Raw genomic sequence first — 22200 nt, 5'->3', positions numbered from 1 at the left:
GTATGGGATGTGTCTATCGAGGACCGCCGTGAACCCCTCCATGGGGGCTTGACGGCAGCAATCCCTGCTGCCGACATCCTCGCTAGCCACACCCCATACCTTCATAAAGTTAACCATTTTTTGAGTATAAAGGGAGTAATTAACGGGATAGGCATGCTGATGATCCCCGCGAGGACTGACAGCGATTTTTAACCTAGAAGTAACCTGAATATTCCATCACCCGTAGGAGGTGAACGATGAAAACCAATAAACAATCGCTACTCAGGACTGCCATTTATGCGGCGGTTTTGAGTACCACAATCAGTTGTGCCGAGAACCAGGAAGTGATGCGCCACGAAACGCTGGCGGATGCCTTGCCTTCAGCTAAAACGGCTGAAGTACAGCCTCCGGTAGCGAAGGAAATTCTCACGCGCATGGCTGAGTATCTGGCCAGGACCCCCCAATTCAGCGTTAATTTAACCGATAATTTTGATGTCGTTCAGGACTCAGGTCAAAAGATCGAGTTTGGCGAGAGCCGTAAAATCACCTTGAGCAGACCTAACGGATTACGAGTTGAGCTCGAAGAAAGCAGCGGCGAAAAACATACCGTTGTTTATGATGGCAAGGACATTACCGTGTTCAATCCCTCACAAAACGTTTATGCGCAGACGACCAAACCCGGCGGTATCGACGAAGCCGTTATGTATTTTCTCAAGGACCTGCATATGCGTTTGCCGCTAGCCATGCTCTTGACTAGCCGTTTTCCGGCTGAAATAGACAACCGCACCCAAGCGCTTGACTATGTGGAGAAGACTTCAATTCACGGGGTGCCCACGCATCATCTGGCGGGACGCACCGAAACCGTTGATTATCAGGTGTGGATTGCAGAGGGCGCGCAGCCGTTACCCATCCGCATCGTGTTGACCTATAAAAATGCAGAGGGCCAGCCTCAGTTCAGGGCACAATTTTCTGATTGGAATCTGACGCCTCAAATCAGTGATAAGCAGTTTACATTTACACCACCCGAGGGAGCCCGAAAAATTTCCTTTGTCGCGCAATTACCCCTCGGACCAGCTGAAAACCCAGCTCATTCAGGAGGTAAACAATGAACACAAAACTCATACCGATTGTCATGGCTATAACAACGACGGTTGTGATTCTGACCGGTGCTGATCAAGCGGCTGCCCGCGGATTAGGGGGCGGTGGAGGAGGTGGCGGCTTTTCTCGCGGTGGCGCGGCGGCTAGCGGCAGTTTTTCTTCCGGAGCCGCACGCAGCTCCATGAGCACCGGTGCTTCTGCAGCTTCTGCCTCCAGGACTTCCAGCCGGACGCAAGCCGCTGAATCGGTTTCCGCCGATCGATCTCAGGCTTATTCTACCGCCTCTACAAACCGGGCCACGACGCAACAAAGCCGGCAGACGACTTCGTCGGGAAATCAGGCTCAGAGACAGGATTCCATGTCCCAGAATCAAGACCAGCGGCAGCAATATTCGAATGAAAATGTAGAGACACGTCAGCAGGGGGCTACAGCTAGAGCCCAAGAGCGTCAACAGACTGCGCAGTCCTATCATGGCGGCTACTCCTCCGATTACCATGATGATGATAACTGGGACGATGGCGAAGTTGCTGCTGTGGCGATTGGCGCGGCTGCCATTGGTGCGATGGCGGGTTACGCTTCCGGCCAATCCAATACGACCCAAACTGCGGCACCTGCGCCGACAACGACAGTGGTTTATCCTGCGCCTGCACCATCAGGGAATGCAGGGCTGCCTTGTACACCCAATACTACGGTAGTGGAAGGCGTTACTTATTATCAATGCGGGTCATCGTGGTATACCCAGGCCTATGGCACTAATGGTGTGATCTATATGCCTGTTGCACCGCCTTATTAACGGCTTTGTTCGTGTAGGTCATTGGCGCCAGATCCCGAGAGCCAATGTCGGGATCTGGATGCTATAAATGAAAAAGACTTTCTACGTCAAAATTCGGCATCATGAAAAACATTTTGCACATCATCCAATTCATTCAACATATCTAAAAACTTTTCAAACATTGCCACATCATCGCCCGTAAGAGGCGTTGTCCCTTTTGGCAAAAATTGAATTTCGTCCACATCATAATCAATCTCGCCCAAGGCATCTGTTAAGGCTTGCTTGGCTTTAAAGTAGTCAGCCTGGGGGGTAAAAACAGTGATCTTCCCCGCATCCGTTTCGATATCAATAACATCGACATCGGCGGCCAGCAATGCTTCAAGAACACTTTCATCGTCATCCTGTTTAAAGGCCAGAATAGCAGCATGGTCAAACATATGGCTGACGGTGCCCTGGGTGCCGATTTTACATTTTGTTTTGGTGAAACATTGGCGGACATCCCCAAACGTCCGGTTAGGATTGTCAGTCAGACAATCCACAATCACCTTACAACCGCCCGGGCCAAAACCTTCATAGCGCGCCGGCGCGAAATCTTCGCCGCCACCTCCTTTTGCCTTGTCTATGGCTTTTTCAATAACGTGAGTAGGCACTTGATCTTTCTTGGCCCGCTCAATCAGTCCTCGTAATGCTAAATTACCGAGCGGGTCTATACCCCCTGATTTAGCGCACACATAGATTTCACGGCCATATTTGCTGTAGACCTTCGCCTTGGCATCAGACGTTTTAGCCATGGAATCTTTTCGGTTTTGATAGGCTCTACCCATTTGGCTGTTGCTCCTTTGACAACAATAATAAAGCGGTGGATTTTACAGATAACTTTTTGTAGAGTGAAACTTTTAAGAAACTGGAATGAAATAAGCGCCACACCTGGCGTCGGTTATTTATTCCGCCCCTAAAAATTCAAGCATCGCTTTTGACGACCATCTCGCTGTATTCTTCGATAGTCATCACACCGCCCAAACGCTCAGCAATGTGCCGGTCACAAGCCGGTAAGGCATCTTGTAATATATCGATACGTTTCCACTGGGGCAGGGGCGTTTCCTTATTCTCCTTCGGGACATAGCTTGACGAAGCGATGCGGCTCATTTTATGGATGTAACGCGGACAGTTGATGAAGAGTTCGCTTATTTTTACCCGGACAATCAATTCTGCACCTGGATATTCCGCTAACAGAGGATCGTTTAAATGCGTGGAGGCATCCCCATGAACGCGGATACGGTGCGGTGTTTCAAAATCGATGAACAGCATGCCGATTTTGGCATTGCCCTGAATATTACCCATTGAAAGAAACATGCCATTGCCATCGTAGCTGGGAAAGGCCAGTTCACCGGGATTGACCACTTTAACCAGACCTGGATTGCCGCCCTTATAAGAACAGGTGGGGTAGCCTCTATGATCAATCGTGGTAAGAAAGAAAAAATCCCGGCTTTCAATAAAGGGTTGATGCTGCTCATTGACCTGCTGTTCAACGATGACCTGTTGCAGCCTGTCCGCCAATTTGCGTGTGTCGTGCTCGTCCTGCATTTGGCGTTGCTGCGGGCTGAAAAAGTCATTCATGCTTTGATACTCCTGTCGGTTCGAAAAAATCATTTACATCGCTTGATGCGGTTTATTTCATTTTAATGTAATTGAAGTCATGCCGTCTGATCCTTTAGAGGGCTTGCAGGGCTCTAAATTGTTGAACAAATTAGCCCGCTCCACCAGACAGACATTTTCACGCGCCCTAAAGCAGCAGCATTTTCGAATGCGCAAGGCAACAATACCAAAGGTATCTGCTCACCCCTTCCTATTTTATTGGGTGTAGGTGATTAATTTAAAAGGACGCATGAATACATCCTTGTAGCTCTCTGCAACATCCCTGTTGCAGAAGCCTTTTCAATCAATCACCTACACCTTCTATTTCAAGCGGGCGAGTAGTTACTACCAAAGTTTAATTTCTATCATTTGATGACCGCAAAAGAATTGCTTGCAAGTGCGTTGGCTATAATTACGGGAAGCCTGATCTATCCGGGCATCTGCGTTTGTTGATTAATTCGATGACAGACCAGATAATGAGCGCCAATTGGAATCAATTGACTGATCAGACCAGTAATTTTCCATACTTTAAACTGGGCTTATTTAAAATGATGAAGTATTTGGTTCCGCTTGTATTCTTTATTATCGCCGGTTGCGCATCGATTCTCTATCAGTCCACCGATTATGCGGCTTTATATGGGCCTTCAGCGCCCAAATCAAGACTGGTTACCCAAAATGAGCGGCTTGCTTCGAGTGTCTCTTTTTCCAAAGACGTCAAACCTATACTCGATTCCCGTTGCGTCGTTTGTCACGGCTGTTACGATGCGCCATGTCAGTTAAAGCTGGGGTCAATAGACGGCATAGACAGAGGCGCAAGCAAACAAGTTGTTTACGATTTTGCCAGACTTAAGGCGGCTGATCCAACTCGTTTATTTGTCGATGCGACAGATACAGTTGCCTGGAGGAAAAAAGGTTTTCACCCGGTATTAAATGAGCGCAATGATTCAGAAGAAGCCAATCTGGACAATTCCGTTCTGGCTAAGTTAATTCAATTAAAGCGTCTCAATCCCCAGCCAGTAGCAGGAAAACTGAGCAATGACTATGATCTGGGTTTTGATCATTCACTGGAATGCCCTGCCATGGATGAGTTTACTCAATACCAGCATCAACATCCAAATTGGGGGATGCCTTATGCCATGCCCGGTCTGTCTCTGAAAGAGGAGAACATCATTTTGCGGTGGTTAGAGCAAGGGGCAAAAGTGGAACCCGCGGCACCCTTGTCAAATCAGGCGATTAATGCCGTAAAAAAATGGGAAAATTATTTCAACGGCTCCAGTCTGAAACAGAAACTTGTTTTTCGTTACCTGTATGAACACCTGTTTATTGGGCACATTCATTTTAAAGGTCATCCTGATAATGAGTTTTTCCAATGGGTGCGGTCTAAAACGCCTCCAGGGCAAGCTATTGAGGAAATCAATACTATCAGGCCTTATGACAATCCGGGACCGGATCCTTTTTACTATCGATTAAGGCTTGTGACTGAGACGATTGTAGACAAAAACCATTTTGTCTATGAGTTAAGCAATGACAAGATGGGGCGTTACAATACGCTATTTTTCAATGCGGATTTTCAAGTCACGGATTTACCGGACTATAAACCGGAAATAGCGGCAAACCCGTTTAGAGCATTCCAGCAGATACCCTTGACAGCACGCTATCAATTCCTGCTGGATGATGCTTATTATTTCGTGTCGGGTTTCATCAAAGGGCCTGTGTGCCGGGGTGAAGCGGCAACAGGCAGTATCCGTGATCACTTTTGGGTTGTTTTCAACCAGCCGGGAGTGATGGATCTGGAAAAAGTCAGTAAGGCATTAGCTGAAAACAATCAGATACTGGGCTTGCCAGGGGAAGAATTGGATGCGATTGGCTTGTTCGGATGGAGCAAATACGATGAATTCGGCAAGCAATATCTGTATAAAAAAAATGAATTTTATGATCATGTCCTTCCTGGCAGCCAGGGTTTTGGTTTAAATAACATATGGGACGGTGACGGTCATAATACGAATGCGGCGCTTACCGTGTTCAGGCATTTCGACAGCGCAACTGTCACTAAAGGCCTTGTTGGCGATACGCCGCATACCGGATGGGTGGTCGATTACCCGATTCTTGAACGACTGCATTACTTATTGGTGGCTGGTTATAATGTTTACGGTACGGCGGGTCATCAGTTAGCCAGCAGAACTTATATGGATATCGTGCGTCAGGATGCCGAAGATAATTTTTTGCGGTTTATGCCGGCCATGCAAAGGCAGGTCATTTATGACAGCTGGTATATGGGTTCAAAAGGGATTCTGACCGCTGATCCTTTGTTCAATATTGACCATGAGACCGCAGTCAAATACCAAACCACCGATTACAAGAAAGAGTTTTTTGATCAGGTCCGGATGCGATTGGGTAAAGCTGCCGGTTTAGCTGATACTATCAACCGATGCGAACAAACCGAGTGCGTCAGGATGGGTGTTAATGAGGTTCAACGTGACGTCGATAGCCAAATGCGTAATTTGGCAAAATTGAAAGGTCTTGAGCTAAGTGCTTTGCCGGAAATGTCTTTGCTGCGGGTAAAAACGGGCGATCCGCAAGGGGATCTGGTGTATACGCTGATTGTCAACAGAGCCTATAGCAGCTTATCAAGGATTCTCTTTCAGGATTCCCGCCGTGTACCGGAATACGACACATTAACGGTGGTTCCCGGTTTTATCGGCAGCTATCCCAATTTTTTCTTTAGTGTCGATAAAAATCAGCTTGGCGAATTTGTTCAGATGACACGCACTACCAAAACCGAAACGGGGCGAGAGCAATTTTTCAGTGACTTTGGAATTCGTAGAACCAACCCTGGTATCTGGCACTATTCAGACTGGTTTAACCTGAAACATCGCAATGACAGAGGTTTGGAAGCCGGTCTTCTGGATATGAATCGCTATCATAATTTGTAATTTAAATGAGTCTGAACAAAGAGCTTACGAACAAGGACGCCGTGACGCTCAGCAATATCAGCCTAATCGTTAAATATCGATTTTTACGCTGTGATTTAATAATGGATGATTGTTTTAGTTTTTCTGGTAATACATATTCTCATCACTTGAATTTTGAAAGACTGTAAACCTTTCAAAACTCACCTATTAATTTGGAAAATAATAATGAAAAAAATCTCTCTTTTCGCAATGTTTGCTTTTCTTCTGCTTCTGTCTGGATGCACATCCGTCACGTCAGGAATCAACGTCAGTGCTGAAGCCGACGAAACGGTAAAATTCAGTGGCTATAAGAGTTATGCCTGGATCGGTGATGTCGCCGTATTAGACGATCCGGAGAATAAATGGCAACCGCCGAAAATGAATGTCGCTGAAGATATAAAATTCCTGATTGATCGTGAATTGCGTAAACGTGGTCTGGTTAATCACGCTGAAAACCCTGATTTAGCGGTCATATTTTTTATGGGCGTTGATATGGAAGCGATGAAGTTGAAAACCGATCCGAAAACCAAAAAGGATATTCTTAAAAAAGTCCCTGGTGCGTCACTGATGGTTGCCTTGATTGACGCAAAAACCGAATACGCGATTTGGGTGGGCGAGGCAAGCAGTGATCTGACCGAAAATCCAAGCGAAGAGACACTTCGTAAACGCCTGGATTATGCCGTCACTGAAATGTTCAAAAAACTACCGAAAGATTAAGAACTGCCCGGTTTGAAATGCCAAGGGATGACCGATGAGTAATCGGTCGTCTCTTTGTACATTCCATTGGTCACGACAAATTACTTTGTCCAGGCCGATTCTTTACCTGTAAACAACGTTTTGGACAATGCGTTAAATGACGTATAGGGATAAATCCGGCGTCAGCGTAAAGTAGACTTTACTGTTTAAGAGGTTAACTTCATGATTTCTTCATTCCACGTTCAAATTGTCAAAGCCGGTTTTTTAAGTACGGTTATTGCGGCATTGACGATCAGTTGTACGGGATTTTCTTCAAGCAAACCGGTCACGGTAGATGCGGCTTCAGTCAAGGGTATGGTCTTTACTTTGCAACGCAATTCCGTCACTGAGGATATTTCTGAGAGTGATAATCAAGCCATCGCTGCACAAGTCTCTGCCAATTTATCAAGCTGGGGTTATCAGGTAACGGAGATTTCCGGTTCACAGACGACTCACCGGTTGGAAGGTAGTGTCGGTGAAATCAAAAAAAGCTCTACACCAACCGGTTTTTCTTTCTCATCCGGAAATTCAGATCCTCGAGCTTTGGACTTTCAAAAAGCCAAGATCGTACCGGTAAGCTGCTCTTTAATTGCCATCGGCAATGGTGAAGTACTTGATACCTATACGATGGAATTCAGCGCAGCATCGGGTTGGAGCGGCACTGAGCTGAGCATGACATCAGACAAATTGATTGACTGGGTCAGTACCACTTGTCTTAATCAGCTCAAAGAACTCAATATTAACGAGATCAACGTGACCACACCGGACGAGCAAAGCAAGCAAACCATTAAACCGGGCTGGGCACCCGATGTGCTGATTGAAGTTGAAACAGCGGAAGAGGTAGTAGAGGAGCCGTTACCTAAAACCGCTGAACCGGTTAAGAGTATCCGCGTCGAAAAAGAGTCGCGTAAACAAATGACCATTCATAATCAAGGTACGCCGCTGATATTGAAATTCGGCAGAGACCGGCATGGCAATTAATAAGGCACGGTTTGGGTTGGGATAATAACCTCCCCCTTTGGAAAAGGGGGATCAAGGGGGATTTATTAAAAACGCGTAACCGCTCGCTCGCTGTCAATTGAGGTTGTAGGTGGTTGATTAAAAAGGACGCGTGAAGTCGTACCTTTAACACACTGGAACATCCTTGTAGCAGAAGCCATTTCAATCAACCACCTACACCCAATAAAAATAGGAGGGGTGTGCTGTTCTATTACTCGATAACTTGGGCTTTCCGTGTTTCAGTTTTTCCGATCGTCATCAAATCCCAAACCAGCAATACAAAGCCTGCTGCTGTGACCAGTCCGAAAAATAACCGCCATGCCATCGCGCTTACAAACGCAGGGTGATTTTGGGCATCGAAGTAACCACCCCATGTGGAACCGCCTACTGCGCGCTCGATAAATGATTGTTCATAGCCGGCAATCAACAACGCGATCGTCATGCCCAGCACGCCGGCGTTTAACAAGCCTAACGCCCATTTCCAGCGCCAGTTATTGGCCATGCCGCCGCCCATCCAGACATTTCCCCGCCAATGCTGTATTGCCAGATAGAAAAAGGCAATATTTATCGTCGCATACGCGCCGAAAAATGCCAGGTGGCCGTGAGATGCAGACCATTGCGTTCCATGCGTATACAAATTGATTTGCGGCAGGGTATGCATGAAACCCCAGACGCCGGCACCGAAAAAATTACCGAAGGCTTGAGCTATGATCCAGGCAACCGCAGGATGATTACTGTTTTTAAACGAATGTGTACCGGCGTCATAAAGCGCATGGACGACCATTGCGACCAGAGGAATCGGTTCCAGTGCGGAGAAAAATCCGCCTATGGTCAGCCAGTATTCCGGTGTGCCTATCCAGAAATAATGATGTCCCAATCCCAAAATGCCGGAGCCGAACATCAATGCGACTTCAATATAAAGCCATATCTCGACGATCTTGCGCTTCACGCCCAACAGCTTCATCAACGACCAGGCCATTATGACGCCAACCAGCACTTCCCAGGTTGCTTCTACCCATAAGTGAATGACCCACCACCACCAGTATTGGTCATGGGTAATATTGGTCATATAAAACATGCCTGCGACATAAAGGCCGGCCAGCGCAACCAAGTCCAGAGTCAATACACCGGCGATGCCGGACCATTTACCTTTACTGAAGGTTGCCACCACGTTATAGAAAAAGATCAAAATAACGACGACGATGCCGATATCGGCCCAGCGTGGCGCTTCAATATACTCGCGGCCTTCGTTGATCAACCAGAGACTGGAATCTTTGCCGGGGCCAATCTGTACCAGTAAATAAACCAGAACCACCACAGTGACAGCCGCGGTGAGTACCCAAAACGCGATATTGCCCAGTTTTAATCCGACGATCTCGGTGCCGCTTTCTTCTTCCAGCAACCAATAGACGCAGCCTATAAAACCATAGAGCATCCATACCACCATGGCATTGATATGCACCATCCGGTTGACACTGAAATCCAATATCTCGTACAAAAATCCAGGTGCAAGAAATTGTGTTGCCGCCAGTAATCCAAACAGGATTTGCGCAAAAAACAGGATGACGGCCACGGTAAAATATTTGACCGATAGCTGCCTGCCCGGGCTTAAATGAGAGCTGTCCAATTCCAGCCAGGTGTTAAATTTCTGCCATTGGTTGCGCGCTTTATCCAGGCAGCCCGATGCATTTTGAATGACCGCTGTTAATCCTCCTGTACTCATGATCACTCCTCTGCTTCAATGGTTTTAAAGTTATAGGGAAAGCCGTTGGTGTCGATGCTGGACATCCACTTTAAAAAGGCCACAATGCCTTTTGCTTCTGGTTCGGTAATTTTAAGATTAGGCATTTTCCGGTTGCTGCCGAAGGTGCGGGCATTTTTTTCGGGATCCATCAGAAACTTGATCATCAGGTCCTCGCGAAGCTCCGGAGATACCCAGCCCTGATCCAGCCAGGCTTTGGTCAGGTCGGGAGCATAATAAGCACCGTTACCCAGCAAGGTGTGGCAGTTCATGCAGTTTTTGGATTGCACGGTTTTTTTGCCCAAATCGACCAAGCCTTTGGCATCCTCTTCAGATAAGGCTTGACCGAAGAGCGGCTCATCCTCGCCGATGACCGGCATAAATTTGTTAACCGATTTATCAAAGCGGTAATCAATTTTTTTATTGATTACCGCATAACCAGGCACGCGCTTGCTGCCTGCCGTAGTTTGACTTAAAGAATCGAAGGTCAAAACAACCAGGATCAGAAATGATCCTGCAGTGACCCAGATGGCCGTTTTTTTCCAGAATGACTCTGAGGCCCAAAGGGGTGGGGTTTCAGTCATCGGATGTTCTCCTGTGGGGTTAGGTTGATGGTGAAGTGATCAAGGCCAGCAATTCCCAGTTTGATATTTTCAGTGTCACTTGGTTGGGAAAAGCCTTTCGAGGAACGCCGTAAACCCTTCCTTGGGGGCTTGACGGCAGCATCCTTGCTGCCAACATCCTCGAAAAGCTTCTCCCAACCCTTTTTTCCTTCAAATTGAGAATTGCTGGATTAAGGCAGTTACTAATATGCTTTTAATTTTTAGTGTTGGGTTACGCTCTACTATCCGGCGCAAGGTCATTGATCGGCCGGTGCGTGTTCAGATTGATGCGTTTTGATACAAAGATGCCAAATGCCGATCGGAGCAAAGAAATAACCTACGACCATCGCTACAGAAATCAGCAGCCAATACCCTGAAAAATTGGCCGCTCGACTTAAGACTACGACAGCAATCACTAATACGGCATAAGCAAAATAGGCCAAGAGCCGGTAGGTTCTGTTTCCGGAAAGATGCGACCAGGCATAGAGCAGGGCATAACTCGCTCCCGCCAGAATGACCAGGGCCGATGAAAAAAAAGTAATAAAAAAATCTTTAAGGGCAACAGGTTCGAGCATCACTAACTGAATCTCCCGGCCTGAGCCATGGTTAGGTATTGGATACGATTTTTTGCGGGTAGAAATGGTTTCGCACCGTCCGGTTGAGTATAGAAAATCAACCTGAAAAAAAACATCAGTACTGATACGTACTGGAATTCTGAATCACTTAACTATGACGCTGATTAATTCCGACCATTTTTTTAATTGTCAGAATAACTGCCCTGCGGTTACATTGTCCTTGATCTAAATCAAGTGAGTTTCAAATGAATGAACAAGGTCTGAATGATTTACGGCTTAATTTTCTATTTACCGGATTGAATGATGAACAATTTGAACAAATCCGGGAGACGGCTCGTCTGATTGAAGTGAACGAAGGTGAACATTTATTTCATTGCGGCGATGTTGCGAGTCATTTTTTTTTGTTGCAGCAGGGATTGGTTCAGCTGTATCGCTTATCACCTTCAGGTGAAGAAAAAGTCATCGACCTTATCCAAGCGGGTCAAACGTTTGCAGAAGCGGTTATGTTTTTTAAACATAATCAATTCCCGGTCAGCGCAAAATCGGTGCGCGACAGTCAATTATGGATGATAGACATGAGCGTGTTTCTGGGATTTTTACAGGAATCCAATGAACTTTGTTTACACATGCTCGGTGATATGAGCCGGCGCTTGCACAATGCCATCAAGGAAATTGATCAGTTGACCTTACAAAACGCCAGCGTCCGCGTGATTCATTTTTTGTTACAATCAGCACCACCCGGCCAGCCGGATCACTATAGCCTCGAATGGGACACGCCCAAGCAGGTGCTGGCGTCACGGCTGTCCGTAAGACCCGAAACATTTTCACGCATTCTCCAGCAGTTGATCAGGCAGCAACTGATCAGCGTCAACGGTAAAACGGTAGAGGTGCTCGATCATCAAGGCTTACGCAAGATCATCACGCTCAACGAATAGGCTATTTCCCAGCGGGTCTTTCATAAAATCAGTAAGCTGCTTTATGAATAGATTCAGGTCACACCAGGGTAAACGCATTAAAATAATAAAAATATAAATATGTTATCTGGTTGCTTAGAACGCATTGTCAATTTGGTTCAACTTATGGCGTCCATCCTGGGTCCCGTTAGGCCGCGCCGAGCACTGGCGATTTTGCCGAGTATTGCCCGCTAGGGGAGCGGCAGGGATGCCGCTCGTTTTCGGAGGGCTAGGGATAGCCCATCCGAAAACCCTCGGTAAAATCGTCAGCGCGCAGGATGCAGCGGCCTCCGGGTGTCTTTTCTTTTGGATACTTTTCTTTGGACAAGCAAAGAAAAGTATCGCGGTTGTCGGTCCGCGAACCGACTCCACTTAAGCATCGCGATAGCGACACAAAGCCTTTTTTAGGTTTCAAATAAACCAAATCTTATAGTTAATCCGGAAAAAGGAATATGTTAACTATCTGATTTTCTATAGTGTTTTAATGCGTTTTCCCTGCAGGTCACACCATTAGAAGTGAATGATTGATTGAGAATCTGTATAGTGCCTAACTTCACTCTAACAAATTGATTACATGAAAATATTAATCCGCAATCTCGCACGTTCCACAACTGAGGCCGAACTGCTGGTCATGTTCCAGGCTCACGGTAAAGTCCAATCCTGTACGCTGGTAATGGACAAAGAAACCCATCAGTCCAAAGGGTTTGGCTATGTTGAAATGCCTAATCCAGGTGAAGCCAAAGCCGCCGTTCTTGTTCTTAACGGCAAAAATGTGGCCGGTAACAAGATCCGCGTTAAAAAAGCCGAGCCAAAAAAGGACGACAGCAAACCTGCAAAATCCAACTCAAATGCCTAAATCCGGAATTACCGATCCACTGCACGGCATAACCCTGGAAAGGATCGTTACCCGCTTGGTGGAACATTACGGCTGGGAAGAGTTGGGCCGCCAAATCAACCTCAACTGTTTTACCAGCAATCCAAGCGTGGCTTCCAGCCTCAAGTTTTTGCGCAAGACACCCTGGGCAAGACAAAAAGTGGAGTCGCTGTTTGTTAACACCGATTGGACGCAGGATAAAAGTTAACCTGAAGAGTGGCGTTTGTTGCGCAAAAATCCAAAAAGAAACTTTTACGTTGCTTTATGAAATAAATGAAACTAATATGTTTCATTAACAATGAAAAGCAACGTTTTTATATCTTTTTAAAAAAATGAGCTCTATTCACGATCAACTTAAGCAGCGACGCAAGGAGCTGGGCTACAAACAAGAAGATATGTTCATGCGTGTGGGCATGCCAAGGCAACAATACCAGCGTCTTGAAGCCAATGGCAATCCAAGGCTAGATAACCTGGCGCTTGTCGCTAAAGGACTCAAAATGGAACTGATGCTGATACCCCAAGAAAAACTTCTGGCCGTAAAAGCCCTTCTCGAAGGAAAAATAAGTCCGCATAATCCAATGAGTCAAATTCAAAGTGAAACAAACGTTCTGGCCGATAATCCATGGCAAGGTGTATTTGGGGAGGAGGACTAACCAAGATGGTTAAGATCAGTGTCCTACGCTTAATGCTGCATGACACGCTTATTGGTTATCTGACAGGTGCTCAGGACGGTCGAAATTGCCTGATTTTCGATGAAACGTTTAAAGCCGATCCATCCCGACCGACATTGAGTCTCATCACCAGACCTGATTTTCCGTATGCCGATAAAATACTGGCAACACCTTGGGTGAGAACCCAGCGGTTACATCCCGTTCTTTCGAATCTGCTGCCGGAAGGAGCCCTAAGGGAACTGATTACTCAAGGTTTGAAAACACACCCCGACAACGAATTCCAATTGTTTACTTATTTGGGAAGAGATTTGCCCGGCGCGTTGATTGCCGAACCCCTGTCTCCGGAAGAGGTGCCTCTCAATATTCTTACTTCTGATATTCAAGTGATACCGGTCAATCGGGCCATAATTGAAAATCGGTTTTCGTTAGCCGGCGTACAAATCAAATTTTCCATGAAGGAAAATGACGGCCGCTTTCTTTTATCTAAAACCGGCGCATTGGGTGACTGGATCATTAAAACACCTTCTACCAAACACAAAAACGTTCCACTCAACGAATACACGGCGATGATGCTCGCCTCGCTGGCCGGTGTCGATATTCCTGAGATTAAACTGGTCGAGGTGGACAAACTCGACAATCTTCCTCAAATTAACCTGCCCGAAGAGCGGTACGCCTTTGCTATCAAGCGGTTTGATCGGGATAACACGAGCCGTATCCATATGGAAGATTTTGCTCAAGTGCTCGTCAAATATCCGCATCAGAAATACAATTCGGCGAGTTATGAGCAAATCGGTAAAATAATTTATCAATTTACCGGCAATGGTCTGGCCAATGCGCAACAATTCGCAAGACGCTTACTCGTCAATATATTGCTGGCGAATGGTGATGCCCACCTCAAAAATTGGAGCTTGCTATACAAAGACCGATTTACCGCTGAATTGGCTCCCGCCTATGATATTGTGACCACCCGCGTTTATATCGAAGGTGAAAAAGACTATGCCTTGAATCTGGGAAAAACCAAGCAATGGTATCAAGTCACAATGGATAACTTTGAAGCATGGGCGAAAAAAGCAGACATACCCTGGCGCGCTATAAAGCCTCATCTTGATGATACGCAGGCCAAAGCTCGCAGCCTTTGGCCGGACGCACTAGACGAATTACCTATGGATACCATTCACAAGGAAAAACTTAAACTCCATTGGCAGTCGCTGCAAAAGGATTTTAAAATCCTGACCGATTAGTCCGTAGGATGTGGTGACGATAGGAACCGCATCGATCGCGAACGATGCGGTTCGTTCCTCACCACATCCTACAATTTGCTATCCATGGGGTCCTAAAGACGGCAATCCCTGCCGAAATGACGCGGAAGCCTGTGGATAGTAAATGCAGGATAAAACATAAAAAGAAACAGGCAACGGAGTAAATGCCAAATGGCACAACTAGAAAACATTGAAGCAATTGAAAAACGTCTCTGGAGCAGCGCGGACAACTTAAGAGCCAATAGCAACTATGCCAGCAACGAGTATTTCATGCCCGTTATGGGACTGATTTTCCTTCGTCATGCTTACAGCCGTTATCTGGCTGTCAAACCGGACATCGAAGCCACTTTACCCTCCCGTGGCGGCGTTACCAGACCGCTCACCAAAGAAGACTTTTCCAGTAAAGGGGCCATTTTCCTTCAGGAAAAGGCACAATTCGATACGCTGGTTAATCTGACTGATGCCGAAGATAGAGCCCAAGCGATTATCGATGCAATGGAAGCCATCGAGGCCGACTATGAAACCCTAAAAGGCATCTTGCCCAAAAGCTAATACCAAGAGCTGGACAATGACGTGCTTGGCAATCTGCTGCGCACCTTCAACGATCCGGCGCTGAAAAAAACCACCGGCGATATTTTTGGCCGTATCTACGAATACTTCCTGACCCAGTTTGCCAACCAAAGCGCCCACGACGGCGGTGAATTCTTCACCCCCGTCTCGCTGGTGCAGATGATCGTCAACTTTATCGAGCCGGACCATGGCTCGGTCATCGATTCCGCTTGCGGTTCCGGCGGCATGTTCGTGCAAAGTGCGCATTTTATCGAACGCATGCACAAGAACGCACAAGAGGTGGTCACCTTCTACGGCGCGGAGAAAAATCCAACGACCATCCGCTTGGCCAAGATGAACTTGGCCGTGCATGGCTTGGAAGGCAGAATCCTGAAAGCCATCACCTATTACGAAGACCCGCACAATTTTCTCGGAAAAGCCGATTTTGTCATGGCCAATCCGCCGTTCAACGTCGATGACGTGGATGCGGAGAAAATCAAAAACGATCCCCGCTTGCCGTTTGGCTTGCCCGGCGTCAATAAAAAGGGCGCGGTATCCAACGGCAACTACCTTTGGATTTCCTATTTCTACAGCTATCTCAATCCGCAAGGCCGCGCAGGCTTCGTCATGTCCTCGCAAGCTTCCAGCGCCGGAGGACAAGAAGCGGAAGTCCGGCGCAAGCTGATTGAAAGTGGACATGTCAGCGCCATGGTCTCCATCCGCTCCAACTTCTTCTATACGCGGTCCGTGCCCTGCGAGTTGTGGTTTTTTGATAAAAGCAAACCTGCACACCTGAAAGACAAAGTGCTGATGCTGGATGCCCGTAATGTTTATCGCAAGGTCACGCGCAAGATTTACGACTTCTCCCCCGAACAACTCGCCAACCTCACATCCATCGTCTGGCTTTATCATGGCCGGCAAGATCGTTTTCAGGCTTTGGTGGAAAATCATTTGCAACGCACGCTGGACGATGCCCAAGCTTCTCAACAGCCGATGGCTGAATTTGTGGCGGGGCTGGAAGGATTGATGGGCAAAATAGCGGCTGTCGATGCAGAAACCCGCACAGCGTTTGCGCTACTCGGCAACGACATCACCGCATTTGCAAGCACGATTGAAATTGAACGCAAGGCTTGGGAAAGCACGGCAAAAGATAATGCCGGTTTGCTTGCCGCAGCAAAAGCGTTAGAGCCTATTGCCGAAACCAGTCGCGATCTAATCAAGAAGATCGATCAGCTCTATAAGTTGGTTGAAAAACAAGCCAAGGACAGCGGTGAAAAAGGCCTCAATAAACTGATCAAAGACCTCGAAGAACAGCGCAAAGCAGCCGTCGAACAGCTCAAGCAAGTCCGCTACCTATTTAAACAGGCCCACTGGCTGCAAGAGCGTTTCCCCAATGCCGAGCTTCGTGATGTGGAAGGCCTGGTGAAGCTGGTTGATAGTGCGGAAATCAAAGCCAATGACTGGAGCCTAACGCCGGGGCGTTATGTCGGCGTTGCGCCAGAAATCGAGGATGAAGACTTTGATTTTGAAGAAACTTTACGCGATATTCATATTGAGCTGAATGGCCTAAATGAAGAGGCCGTTTTGCTCGCCGCCCAAATCCAGAAGAATTTCGAGGAGTTGGGGATATGAGCTGGGCAGAAAAAACAATTGGCGATCTGGTGGAACTTCAGCGAGGACATGATTTACCTGACTCAAAGAGGACGTCTGGAAATGTTCCAGTTGTTGGTTCAGCAGGAATTACAGGCTATCACAATTTAGCCAGAGCAAAAGCCCCTGGGGTTACATTAGGCAGAAGTGGAGCCTCAATTGGAAAAGTTACTTTCGTTTCTGAAGATTTTTGGCCACACAATGCATGTTTATATGTGAAGGATTTTAAAGGTAACGATCCCAGATTCGTAGCATATCTGCTTGGTACTGTTCCTTTAGCTCAGTTGAATTCCGGGGCGGCCCAACCGTCCTTGAATAGGAATTTTGTTTACGGTGTGAAGATTAAATATCCTAGACTAGAAGAACAAAAAAATATCGTTAATGTTCTCGATAAATACGACGACCTCATCGAAAACAACAAACGCCGGATTGAATTGTTAGAGGAATCGGCGCGACAGCTCTATAAAGAATGGTTTGTGCGCTTCCGCTTCCCCGGCCATGAGCATGTCAAAATCATTGATGGCCTGCCGGAGGGGTGGGCAAGAAAATCAATTTTTGAAATGAGTTCTTATTTATCTAGAGGTATGACACCTTCCTATGATGAAGAAGGAAAGTTCACTGTTATTAATCAAAAATGCATTAGAAACCGTTTGCTCTCTTTGGAATTGGCAAGAAAACAATCAAAAGACTTTAATAAAGAAAAACTTGTACGAAAAGGTGATGTTCTAATCAATTCCACGGGAACTGGGACTTTGGGGAGAGTTTCTCAATGTTGGAATGATATTGATGATTGCACAGTTGACACCCACGTAACGATAGCAAGACCAAACGAATCAATATCTAGTTTATGGTACGGTTATACCTTGTTAGAAATGGAACAAATTTTTGAAGGAATGGGCGAAGGGTCCACAAACCAAAAAGAATTAAAGAGAGATTTAGTAGGTGCTTTAAAATTAAATGTACCACCGGAAACTCTTCAAGAGGAATTCCATAATTTTTCCTCTGATATTGTCGATCAGATCATTAACCTTATTGAACAAAACACAAAATTAATTAAGGTGCGCGATCTTCTCCTCCCAAAACTCATGAGCGGAGAGATTGCCGTATGACCAAGCCCGACACGCTGCCTTGGTGCGCCATTATTGCGGGGCCCAACGGCGCGGGTAAAACAACCTTTGCCTTACACTACCTACCCTCTGTTTTAGGGTGCCGAAGCTTCGTTAATGCCGATGCCATTGCAGCGGGTTTGTCGCCTCTAGCACCGGAGCATGAACGAATTTCGGCGTCACGCCTGTTTCTGAAAGAAATTGAGCACTATATCGGCAAGCAAGAATCCTTTGCTTTTGAAACCACACTGTCAGGCAAATCATACTTACGACTGATCAGACGTTTGCAAGCGAAGGGTTGGCAAGTGGCGTTGTTTTATTTATGGCTACCGGATGTTGAACTTTCGATTGCTCGGGTAAAAGAGCGTGTAGAACATGGTGGTCATGCTATTCCCGAAGAGGATATTCGCCGCCGCTTTCCACGCAGTATTAAGAATCTACAAAGCGACTATGGAAAGCTGTGCGACATCACTTTGTGTTTTGACAACAGTGCTGAACCCGAGTTGATTTATACTCAGCGGGGTGAGCAAATCAAGATTGAAAACACCCTGACTTATAAACGGTTATTGGAGCAAGCTGACGATGAAACTCGATGATGATCTTTCAAAACAGGCGCTAACCGCAATGCGGCAAGCGGTTAACGAAGCACTACTTAAAAAGCAAAAACTGGGACAATATGCCGTGCGTTACAGCGGTAATAAAGTGCAGCGTATCGAAGCCCCGGATATTGTTCTTATTGAAGAGAATACCGCTAAGCAACAAGGCTGAAGCCGATGACTCCACTCAACGAAGACACGCTGGTTCAGGCTACTACCGCCGATTATCTGCAAGCCAAACTCGGTTGGAACAGTGTCTATGCCTTTAACTCAGAAACCTTCGGCGTTGAAGGCACGTTGGGGCGGCTTTCTGATAAGGACATTATCCTTACCCGCTATCTGGGCGAGGCCTTAGTGAAGCTCAACCCCGGCTTGCCGAATGCGGCCTATCAGGACGCACTACGGCAAATCACCGAAGCGCCGGTGACGGAAAACACACTGCAAATCAACTATGAGCAGTACGAACGGGTCAAAAATGGCGTGTTGGTTCAGTACCGCAATGGCAAGGGCGAACTGGAGAAAAAACGGCTAAAGGTCTTTGATTTTGAAACCCCCGAAAACAACCATTTTCTTTGCGTGCGCGAGCTTTGGGTACGCGGCGACATTTACCGCCGCCGAGCTGACATTCTAGGCTTTGTGAACGGACTGCCGCTACTATTTATCGAGTGCAAGACCGTTCACAAAGACATCCGCCATGCCTACGAGAAAAACTTTTCCGATTACAAAGATACGGTTCCGCACCTGTTCCACCACAATGCCTTTGTGATCTTGGGCAATGGGGTGAATGCCAAAATAGGCTCACTCTCCAGCAAATTTGAGCACTTCAACGACTGGAAACGTCTGGCCGAAAATGATCCCGGTGTGGTGGATATGGAAACTTTGCTCAAGGGCGTGTGTAACAAACGGGATTTTCTCGACCTGTTTGAAAACTACATCCTGTTTGATGAAAGCAAGGGGAAACTGGTCAAAATCGTGGCCCGAAACCACCAGTTTCTGGGCGTGAACCGCGCTATCGAAGCCGTTAAAAACCGTGAGGTACGACAAGGAAAGCTGGGCGTATTCTGGCATACCCAAGGATCGGGCAAGTCCTATTCCATCGCTTTCTTTACCCGCAAGATACACCGCAAAATAGGCGGCAATTTTACCTTTCTGATTTGTACCGACCGCGAGGATTTGGATAAACAAATCTACAACACCTTTGCAGGATGCGGACTGGTTGACAACGACCAAGACCCTTGTCGGGCCGGGTCGGGCGAACATTTGCAAACTTTGCTAAACCAGCATAAAGCCTATGTTTTTTCACTGGTGCAGAAATTCAATAAGGACGTTGACCCCGCCAAGCCTTATTCCGACCGCGACGACATCATTGTGATTACCGACGAAGCGCACCGTACCCAGTATGGCCGGTTGTCGCTGAATATGCGCAATGCACTGCCCAATGCCAGCTATATCGGCTTTACCGGTACGCCGTTATTCAAGGACGATGAAATCACCCGCCGCGTGTTCGGCGATTACGTTTCGACCTACGACTTTCAACGCGCTGTCGAAGATAAGGCCACCGTGCCGCTGTATTACGACTCTCGGGGTGAGAAGTTGGGCATTGCGACCCATTCACTGAATGAGCGTATCGCGGAAAAGCTGGAAGCGCTAGAGATAGACGATCAGGACGTGGCGGAACGCCTGGAGCGGGAGCTCAAGCGCGATTACCATCTGATTACTGCGCAAAGCCGTTTGGAACACGTGGCCGAAGACTTTGTAGAACATTACAGCACCGGCTGGGAAAACGGCAAAGCCATGCTGGTGTGCATCGATAAGGTTACCTGTGTGCGTATGGAGCAGATCATCCATGACAAGTGGCTAGTCAAGATTGCCGAACTGGAAAAACAGCTTTGCTCATTGGCCGATGAACAGGCGATCATGGACATGACCCGCAAGCTGGACTGGATGCGCGAAACCATCATGGCCGTGGTGGTCAGCGAGGAACAGGGCGAAGTCGATAAGTTCCGCAAATGGGGGCTGGATATTACCCCGCACCGGAAACTGATCAAAGAAGGCTTTGAAACGCCGGATGGCAAAAGGATCGATATTGAGAGCGCTTTTAAAAAAGGCGAGCACCCGTTCCGCGTTGCCATTGTCTGTGCCATGTGGCTGACCGGTTTTGACGTACCCACCTTATCGACTTTATATCTGGATAAACCACTGAAAGCGCACACGCTGATGCAGGCCATTGCTCGTGCTAACCGCGTTTATGAGGGTAAAAACAACGGTCTGATCGTGGATTACTGCGGTATTCTGAAAAACCTGCGCAAAGCGTTGGCGACGTTTGCGGGGCATGGCGGGGTTGATGGCGGCGACGGCCAACCGCCGCCAGAGGTTGACCCCGTAAAACCGGAGGAAGAACTTTTGGCTGATTTGGCGGAAACCATTGAAGCCGTGCGCGCATTTTTGAGCACGCAGTCTTTCCGCTTGGTAAGCGTCAGCGAGTTGCGAGGCTTTGAGCGTAATAAAGCCATTATGGATGCTAAAGAAATCGTCAATCAAAATGACGAAACCCGAAAGCGCTTTCAAATCATCTGCCGCGAAGTCTTCAAAAAATTTAAGGCCTGCCTGACGATCAAGGCCGTTAACAGTTTCCGCGCCGCATACGATGCGATCAACATCATCTATAAAAGCCTTCAGCAGGATGTGGAGAAAGCCGATATATCGGAGATCATGCGCGAGCTCCATGCCCTTATCGAGCAAAGCATTGAGCCTAATAAGGGCGTTAAAGAGCAGAGCAAGCTTTACGACATCAGCCAGATCGACTTTGAACGCTTGCGGAAGGAATTCGAGCGCTCTCCTGCGAAAAATACGACCGTTCAGAGCCTGAAAGAACTCATCGAGAGGAAGCTGCTCAAAATGCTGATGCAAAATCCAACCCGTACCGATTTTCAAAAACACTACGAAGCCATTATCGACGAGTACAACAGTGAAAAAGATCGGGTGACCATCGAAGCGACCTTCGAAGCCCTGATAAAGCTGGTGGATGCCTTGTCCGAAGAAGAGCAGCGAGCAGTCAAGGAAGGTTTGTCGGAAGACGCCTTGGCGCTGTTTGATTTGCTATTAAAACCCGATTTGTGCAAAGCGGAGATAGACCGGATCAAAAAGGTGGCCGATGGGCTCTATGAAACTATAAAAATCGAATTAAGCCGGATACAAAACTTCGCCGCCAAGCAAAGTACCCGAGACGAGATAAAGATCAAAATCAAGGATTACCTCTGGAATGAGGAAACGGGGCTGCCGGAGAGTTTTGCGCCAGAGGATGTTGAGGAAAAGACAGAGCTGGTGTTCAAGCATCTGTTAATTGCCAATAAGAACGGCATCTACTCTGCTAGTCCGTAGGATGCGGTGACGATAGGAACCGCATGGATCGCGAACGATGCGGTTCGTCCCTCACCACATCCAACAAAGTTGCC

At 47.2% G+C, this 22200-nt stretch carries 22 protein-coding genes; 17 read left to right on the top strand and 5 right to left on the bottom strand.

The window, feature by feature from the left end; all coding sequences use genetic code 11:
* The 3 genes from Q7V32_RS12350 to Q7V32_RS12340 all read left to right on the top strand — a co-directional run.
* A partial coding sequence (locus Q7V32_RS12350) for a hypothetical protein (RefSeq protein WP_304897286.1) occupies window positions 1–192 on the top strand: 192 nt, incomplete at its 5' end.
* 44 nt (window positions 193–236) lie between these two features.
* On the top strand, window positions 237–1088 hold the full coding sequence (locus Q7V32_RS12345) for a DUF2092 domain-containing protein (protein WP_304897285.1): 852 nt from the start codon (window positions 237–239) through the stop codon (window positions 1086–1088).
* Window positions 1085–1870 (top strand): hypothetical protein, encoded by a 786-nt coding sequence (locus Q7V32_RS12340; RefSeq protein ID WP_304897284.1) that lies wholly within the window; start codon window positions 1085–1087, stop codon window positions 1868–1870. Before Q7V32_RS12345 ends, Q7V32_RS12340 begins: the two co-directional genes overlap by 4 nt.
* 86 nt (window positions 1871–1956) lie before the next feature.
* Here Q7V32_RS12340 and Q7V32_RS12335 read toward each other — a convergent pair whose 3' ends face one another.
* Window positions 1957–2673: a YebC/PmpR family DNA-binding transcriptional regulator gene (locus Q7V32_RS12335; protein WP_304897283.1), complete on the bottom strand. Its 717-nt coding sequence runs from the start codon at window positions 2671–2673 to the stop codon at window positions 1957–1959.
* A 136-nt stretch (window positions 2674–2809) separates the two neighbouring features.
* Entirely contained in the window at window positions 2810–3466 is a 657-nt protein-coding gene (locus Q7V32_RS12330) for a pyridoxamine 5'-phosphate oxidase family protein (RefSeq protein WP_304897282.1), read from the bottom strand.
* 479 nt (window positions 3467–3945) lie between these two features.
* Here Q7V32_RS12330 and Q7V32_RS12325 point away from each other — a divergent pair, with 479 nt between their 5' ends.
* The 3 genes from Q7V32_RS12325 to Q7V32_RS12315 all read left to right on the top strand — a co-directional run bounded on the left by Q7V32_RS12325 (window position 3946) and on the right by Q7V32_RS12315 (window position 8151).
* A complete protein-coding gene (locus Q7V32_RS12325; protein ID WP_304897281.1) occupies window positions 3946–6417 on the top strand; it encodes a fatty acid cis/trans isomerase in 2472 nt (823 codons plus the stop codon).
* Window positions 6418–6621: 204 nt separating this feature from the next.
* A complete protein-coding gene (locus Q7V32_RS12320; protein ID WP_304897280.1) occupies window positions 6622–7152 on the top strand; it encodes a DUF4136 domain-containing protein in 531 nt (176 codons plus the stop codon).
* 201 nt (window positions 7153–7353) lie between these two features.
* Complete coding sequence (locus Q7V32_RS12315; protein WP_304897279.1) at window positions 7354–8151, top strand: hypothetical protein; 798 nt, start codon at window positions 7354–7356, stop codon at window positions 8149–8151.
* A 229-nt stretch (window positions 8152–8380) separates the two neighbouring features.
* Here the strand turns inward: Q7V32_RS12315 and Q7V32_RS12310 are convergent, their stop codons facing one another.
* From Q7V32_RS12310 to Q7V32_RS12300, 3 genes are all read right to left on the bottom strand, one after another.
* Entirely contained in the window at window positions 8381–9892 is a 1512-nt protein-coding gene (locus tag Q7V32_RS12310) for a cbb3-type cytochrome c oxidase subunit I (RefSeq protein WP_304897278.1), read from the bottom strand.
* Window positions 9893–9894: 2 nt separating this feature from the next.
* Window positions 9895–10494 carry a cytochrome c gene (locus Q7V32_RS12305; RefSeq protein ID WP_304897277.1) on the bottom strand — a complete coding sequence of 200 codons (600 nt, stop codon included), beginning with the start codon at window positions 10492–10494 and terminating at the stop codon, window positions 9895–9897.
* 275 nt (window positions 10495–10769) lie between these two features.
* On the bottom strand, window positions 10770–11087 hold the full coding sequence (locus Q7V32_RS12300) for a hypothetical protein (RefSeq protein WP_304897276.1): 318 nt from the start codon (window positions 11085–11087) through the stop codon (window positions 10770–10772).
* A 245-nt stretch (window positions 11088–11332) separates the two neighbouring features.
* Between Q7V32_RS12300 and Q7V32_RS12295 the strand changes: the two genes are divergently transcribed.
* The 11 genes from Q7V32_RS12295 to Q7V32_RS12245 all read left to right on the top strand — a co-directional run bounded on the left by Q7V32_RS12295 (window position 11333) and on the right by Q7V32_RS12245 (window position 22126).
* The gene (locus tag Q7V32_RS12295) at window positions 11333–12022 is read left to right on the top strand and encodes a Crp/Fnr family transcriptional regulator (RefSeq protein WP_304897275.1); all 690 of its coding nucleotides are present in this window, start codon (window positions 11333–11335) and stop codon (window positions 12020–12022) included.
* 592 nt (window positions 12023–12614) lie between these two features.
* Entirely contained in the window at window positions 12615–12896 is a 282-nt protein-coding gene (locus tag Q7V32_RS12290) for an RNA-binding protein (protein WP_304897274.1), read from the top strand.
* Window positions 12889–13122 carry a VF530 family protein gene (locus tag Q7V32_RS12285; RefSeq protein ID WP_304897273.1) on the top strand — a complete coding sequence of 78 codons (234 nt, stop codon included), beginning with the start codon at window positions 12889–12891 and terminating at the stop codon, window positions 13120–13122. The genes Q7V32_RS12290 and Q7V32_RS12285 overlap by 8 nt, the downstream gene beginning before the upstream one ends.
* 124 nt (window positions 13123–13246) lie before the next feature.
* The gene (locus tag Q7V32_RS12280; protein WP_304897272.1) at window positions 13247–13567 is read left to right on the top strand and encodes a helix-turn-helix domain-containing protein; all 321 of its coding nucleotides are present in this window, start codon (window positions 13247–13249) and stop codon (window positions 13565–13567) included.
* A gap of 5 nt (window positions 13568–13572) precedes the next feature.
* Complete coding sequence (locus Q7V32_RS12275; protein ID WP_304897271.1) at window positions 13573–14826, top strand: type II toxin-antitoxin system HipA family toxin; 1254 nt, start codon at window positions 13573–13575, stop codon at window positions 14824–14826.
* A 189-nt stretch (window positions 14827–15015) separates the two neighbouring features.
* Window positions 15016–15396 (top strand): type I restriction-modification system subunit M N-terminal domain-containing protein, encoded by a 381-nt coding sequence (locus Q7V32_RS12270; protein ID WP_304897270.1) that lies wholly within the window; start codon window positions 15016–15018, stop codon window positions 15394–15396.
* A gap of 21 nt (window positions 15397–15417) precedes the next feature.
* Window positions 15418–17025 carry a class I SAM-dependent DNA methyltransferase gene (locus Q7V32_RS12265; protein WP_304897269.1) on the top strand — a complete coding sequence of 536 codons (1608 nt, stop codon included), beginning with the start codon at window positions 15418–15420 and terminating at the stop codon, window positions 17023–17025.
* Window positions 17022–18152 carry a restriction endonuclease subunit S gene (locus tag Q7V32_RS12260; RefSeq protein WP_304897268.1) on the top strand — a complete coding sequence of 377 codons (1131 nt, stop codon included), beginning with the start codon at window positions 17022–17024 and terminating at the stop codon, window positions 18150–18152. The genes Q7V32_RS12265 and Q7V32_RS12260 overlap by 4 nt, the downstream gene beginning before the upstream one ends.
* Window positions 18149–18745, top strand: coding sequence for a zeta toxin family protein (locus tag Q7V32_RS12255; RefSeq protein ID WP_304897267.1), 597 nt, complete (start codon window positions 18149–18151; stop codon window positions 18743–18745). The genes Q7V32_RS12260 and Q7V32_RS12255 overlap by 4 nt, the downstream gene beginning before the upstream one ends.
* Window positions 18732–18917, top strand: coding sequence for a hypothetical protein (locus tag Q7V32_RS12250; protein ID WP_304897266.1), 186 nt, complete (start codon window positions 18732–18734; stop codon window positions 18915–18917). The genes Q7V32_RS12255 and Q7V32_RS12250 overlap by 14 nt, the downstream gene beginning before the upstream one ends.
* 5 nt (window positions 18918–18922) lie before the next feature.
* Window positions 18923–22126 carry a type I restriction endonuclease subunit R gene (locus Q7V32_RS12245; RefSeq protein ID WP_304897265.1) on the top strand — a complete coding sequence of 1068 codons (3204 nt, stop codon included), beginning with the start codon at window positions 18923–18925 and terminating at the stop codon, window positions 22124–22126.
* The last annotated feature ends 74 nt before the right edge of the window (window positions 22127–22200 follow it).

It is taken from the genome of Methylicorpusculum sp., assembly GCF_030651835.1.
GTDB lineage: Bacteria > Pseudomonadota > Gammaproteobacteria > Methylococcales > Methylomonadaceae > Methylicorpusculum.
This window is presented reverse-complemented; position numbering and strand designations above follow the sequence as displayed.

What these genes read in the sequence shown, in the direction of transcription:
- Q7V32_RS12345 (WP_304897285.1), top strand. Translation starts at nt 237, where the DNA reads ATGAAAACCAATAAACAATCGCTACTCAGGACTGCCATTTATGCGGCG.
- Q7V32_RS12340 (WP_304897284.1), top strand. Translation starts at nt 1,085, where the DNA reads ATGAACACAAAACTCATACCGATTGTCATGGCTATAACAACGACGGTT.
- Q7V32_RS12335 (WP_304897283.1), bottom strand. Translation starts at nt 2,673, where the DNA reads ATGGGTAGAGCCTATCAAAACCGAAAAGATTCCATGGCTAAAACGTCT.
- Q7V32_RS12330 (WP_304897282.1), bottom strand. Translation starts at nt 3,466, where the DNA reads ATGAATGACTTTTTCAGCCCGCAGCAACGCCAAATGCAGGACGAGCAC.
- Q7V32_RS12325 (WP_304897281.1), top strand. Translation starts at nt 3,946, where the DNA reads ATGACAGACCAGATAATGAGCGCCAATTGGAATCAATTGACTGATCAG.
- Q7V32_RS12320 (WP_304897280.1), top strand. Translation starts at nt 6,622, where the DNA reads ATGAAAAAAATCTCTCTTTTCGCAATGTTTGCTTTTCTTCTGCTTCTG.
- Q7V32_RS12315 (WP_304897279.1), top strand. Translation starts at nt 7,354, where the DNA reads ATGATTTCTTCATTCCACGTTCAAATTGTCAAAGCCGGTTTTTTAAGT.
- Q7V32_RS12310 (WP_304897278.1), bottom strand. Translation starts at nt 9,892, where the DNA reads ATGAGTACAGGAGGATTAACAGCGGTCATTCAAAATGCATCGGGCTGC.
- Q7V32_RS12305 (WP_304897277.1), bottom strand. Translation starts at nt 10,494, where the DNA reads ATGACTGAAACCCCACCCCTTTGGGCCTCAGAGTCATTCTGGAAAAAA.
- Q7V32_RS12300 (WP_304897276.1), bottom strand. Translation starts at nt 11,087, where the DNA reads ATGCTCGAACCTGTTGCCCTTAAAGATTTTTTTATTACTTTTTTTTCA.
- Q7V32_RS12295 (WP_304897275.1), top strand. Translation starts at nt 11,333, where the DNA reads ATGAATGAACAAGGTCTGAATGATTTACGGCTTAATTTTCTATTTACC.
- Q7V32_RS12290 (WP_304897274.1), top strand. Translation starts at nt 12,615, where the DNA reads ATGAAAATATTAATCCGCAATCTCGCACGTTCCACAACTGAGGCCGAA.
- Q7V32_RS12285 (WP_304897273.1), top strand. Translation starts at nt 12,889, where the DNA reads ATGCCTAAATCCGGAATTACCGATCCACTGCACGGCATAACCCTGGAA.
- Q7V32_RS12280 (WP_304897272.1), top strand. Translation starts at nt 13,247, where the DNA reads ATGAGCTCTATTCACGATCAACTTAAGCAGCGACGCAAGGAGCTGGGC.
- Q7V32_RS12275 (WP_304897271.1), top strand. Translation starts at nt 13,573, where the DNA reads ATGGTTAAGATCAGTGTCCTACGCTTAATGCTGCATGACACGCTTATT.
- Q7V32_RS12270 (WP_304897270.1), top strand. Translation starts at nt 15,016, where the DNA reads ATGGCACAACTAGAAAACATTGAAGCAATTGAAAAACGTCTCTGGAGC.
- Q7V32_RS12260 (WP_304897268.1), top strand. Translation starts at nt 17,022, where the DNA reads ATGAGCTGGGCAGAAAAAACAATTGGCGATCTGGTGGAACTTCAGCGA.
- Q7V32_RS12255 (WP_304897267.1), top strand. Translation starts at nt 18,149, where the DNA reads ATGACCAAGCCCGACACGCTGCCTTGGTGCGCCATTATTGCGGGGCCC.
- Q7V32_RS12250 (WP_304897266.1), top strand. Translation starts at nt 18,732, where the DNA reads ATGAAACTCGATGATGATCTTTCAAAACAGGCGCTAACCGCAATGCGG.
- Q7V32_RS12245 (WP_304897265.1), top strand. Translation starts at nt 18,923, where the DNA reads ATGACTCCACTCAACGAAGACACGCTGGTTCAGGCTACTACCGCCGAT.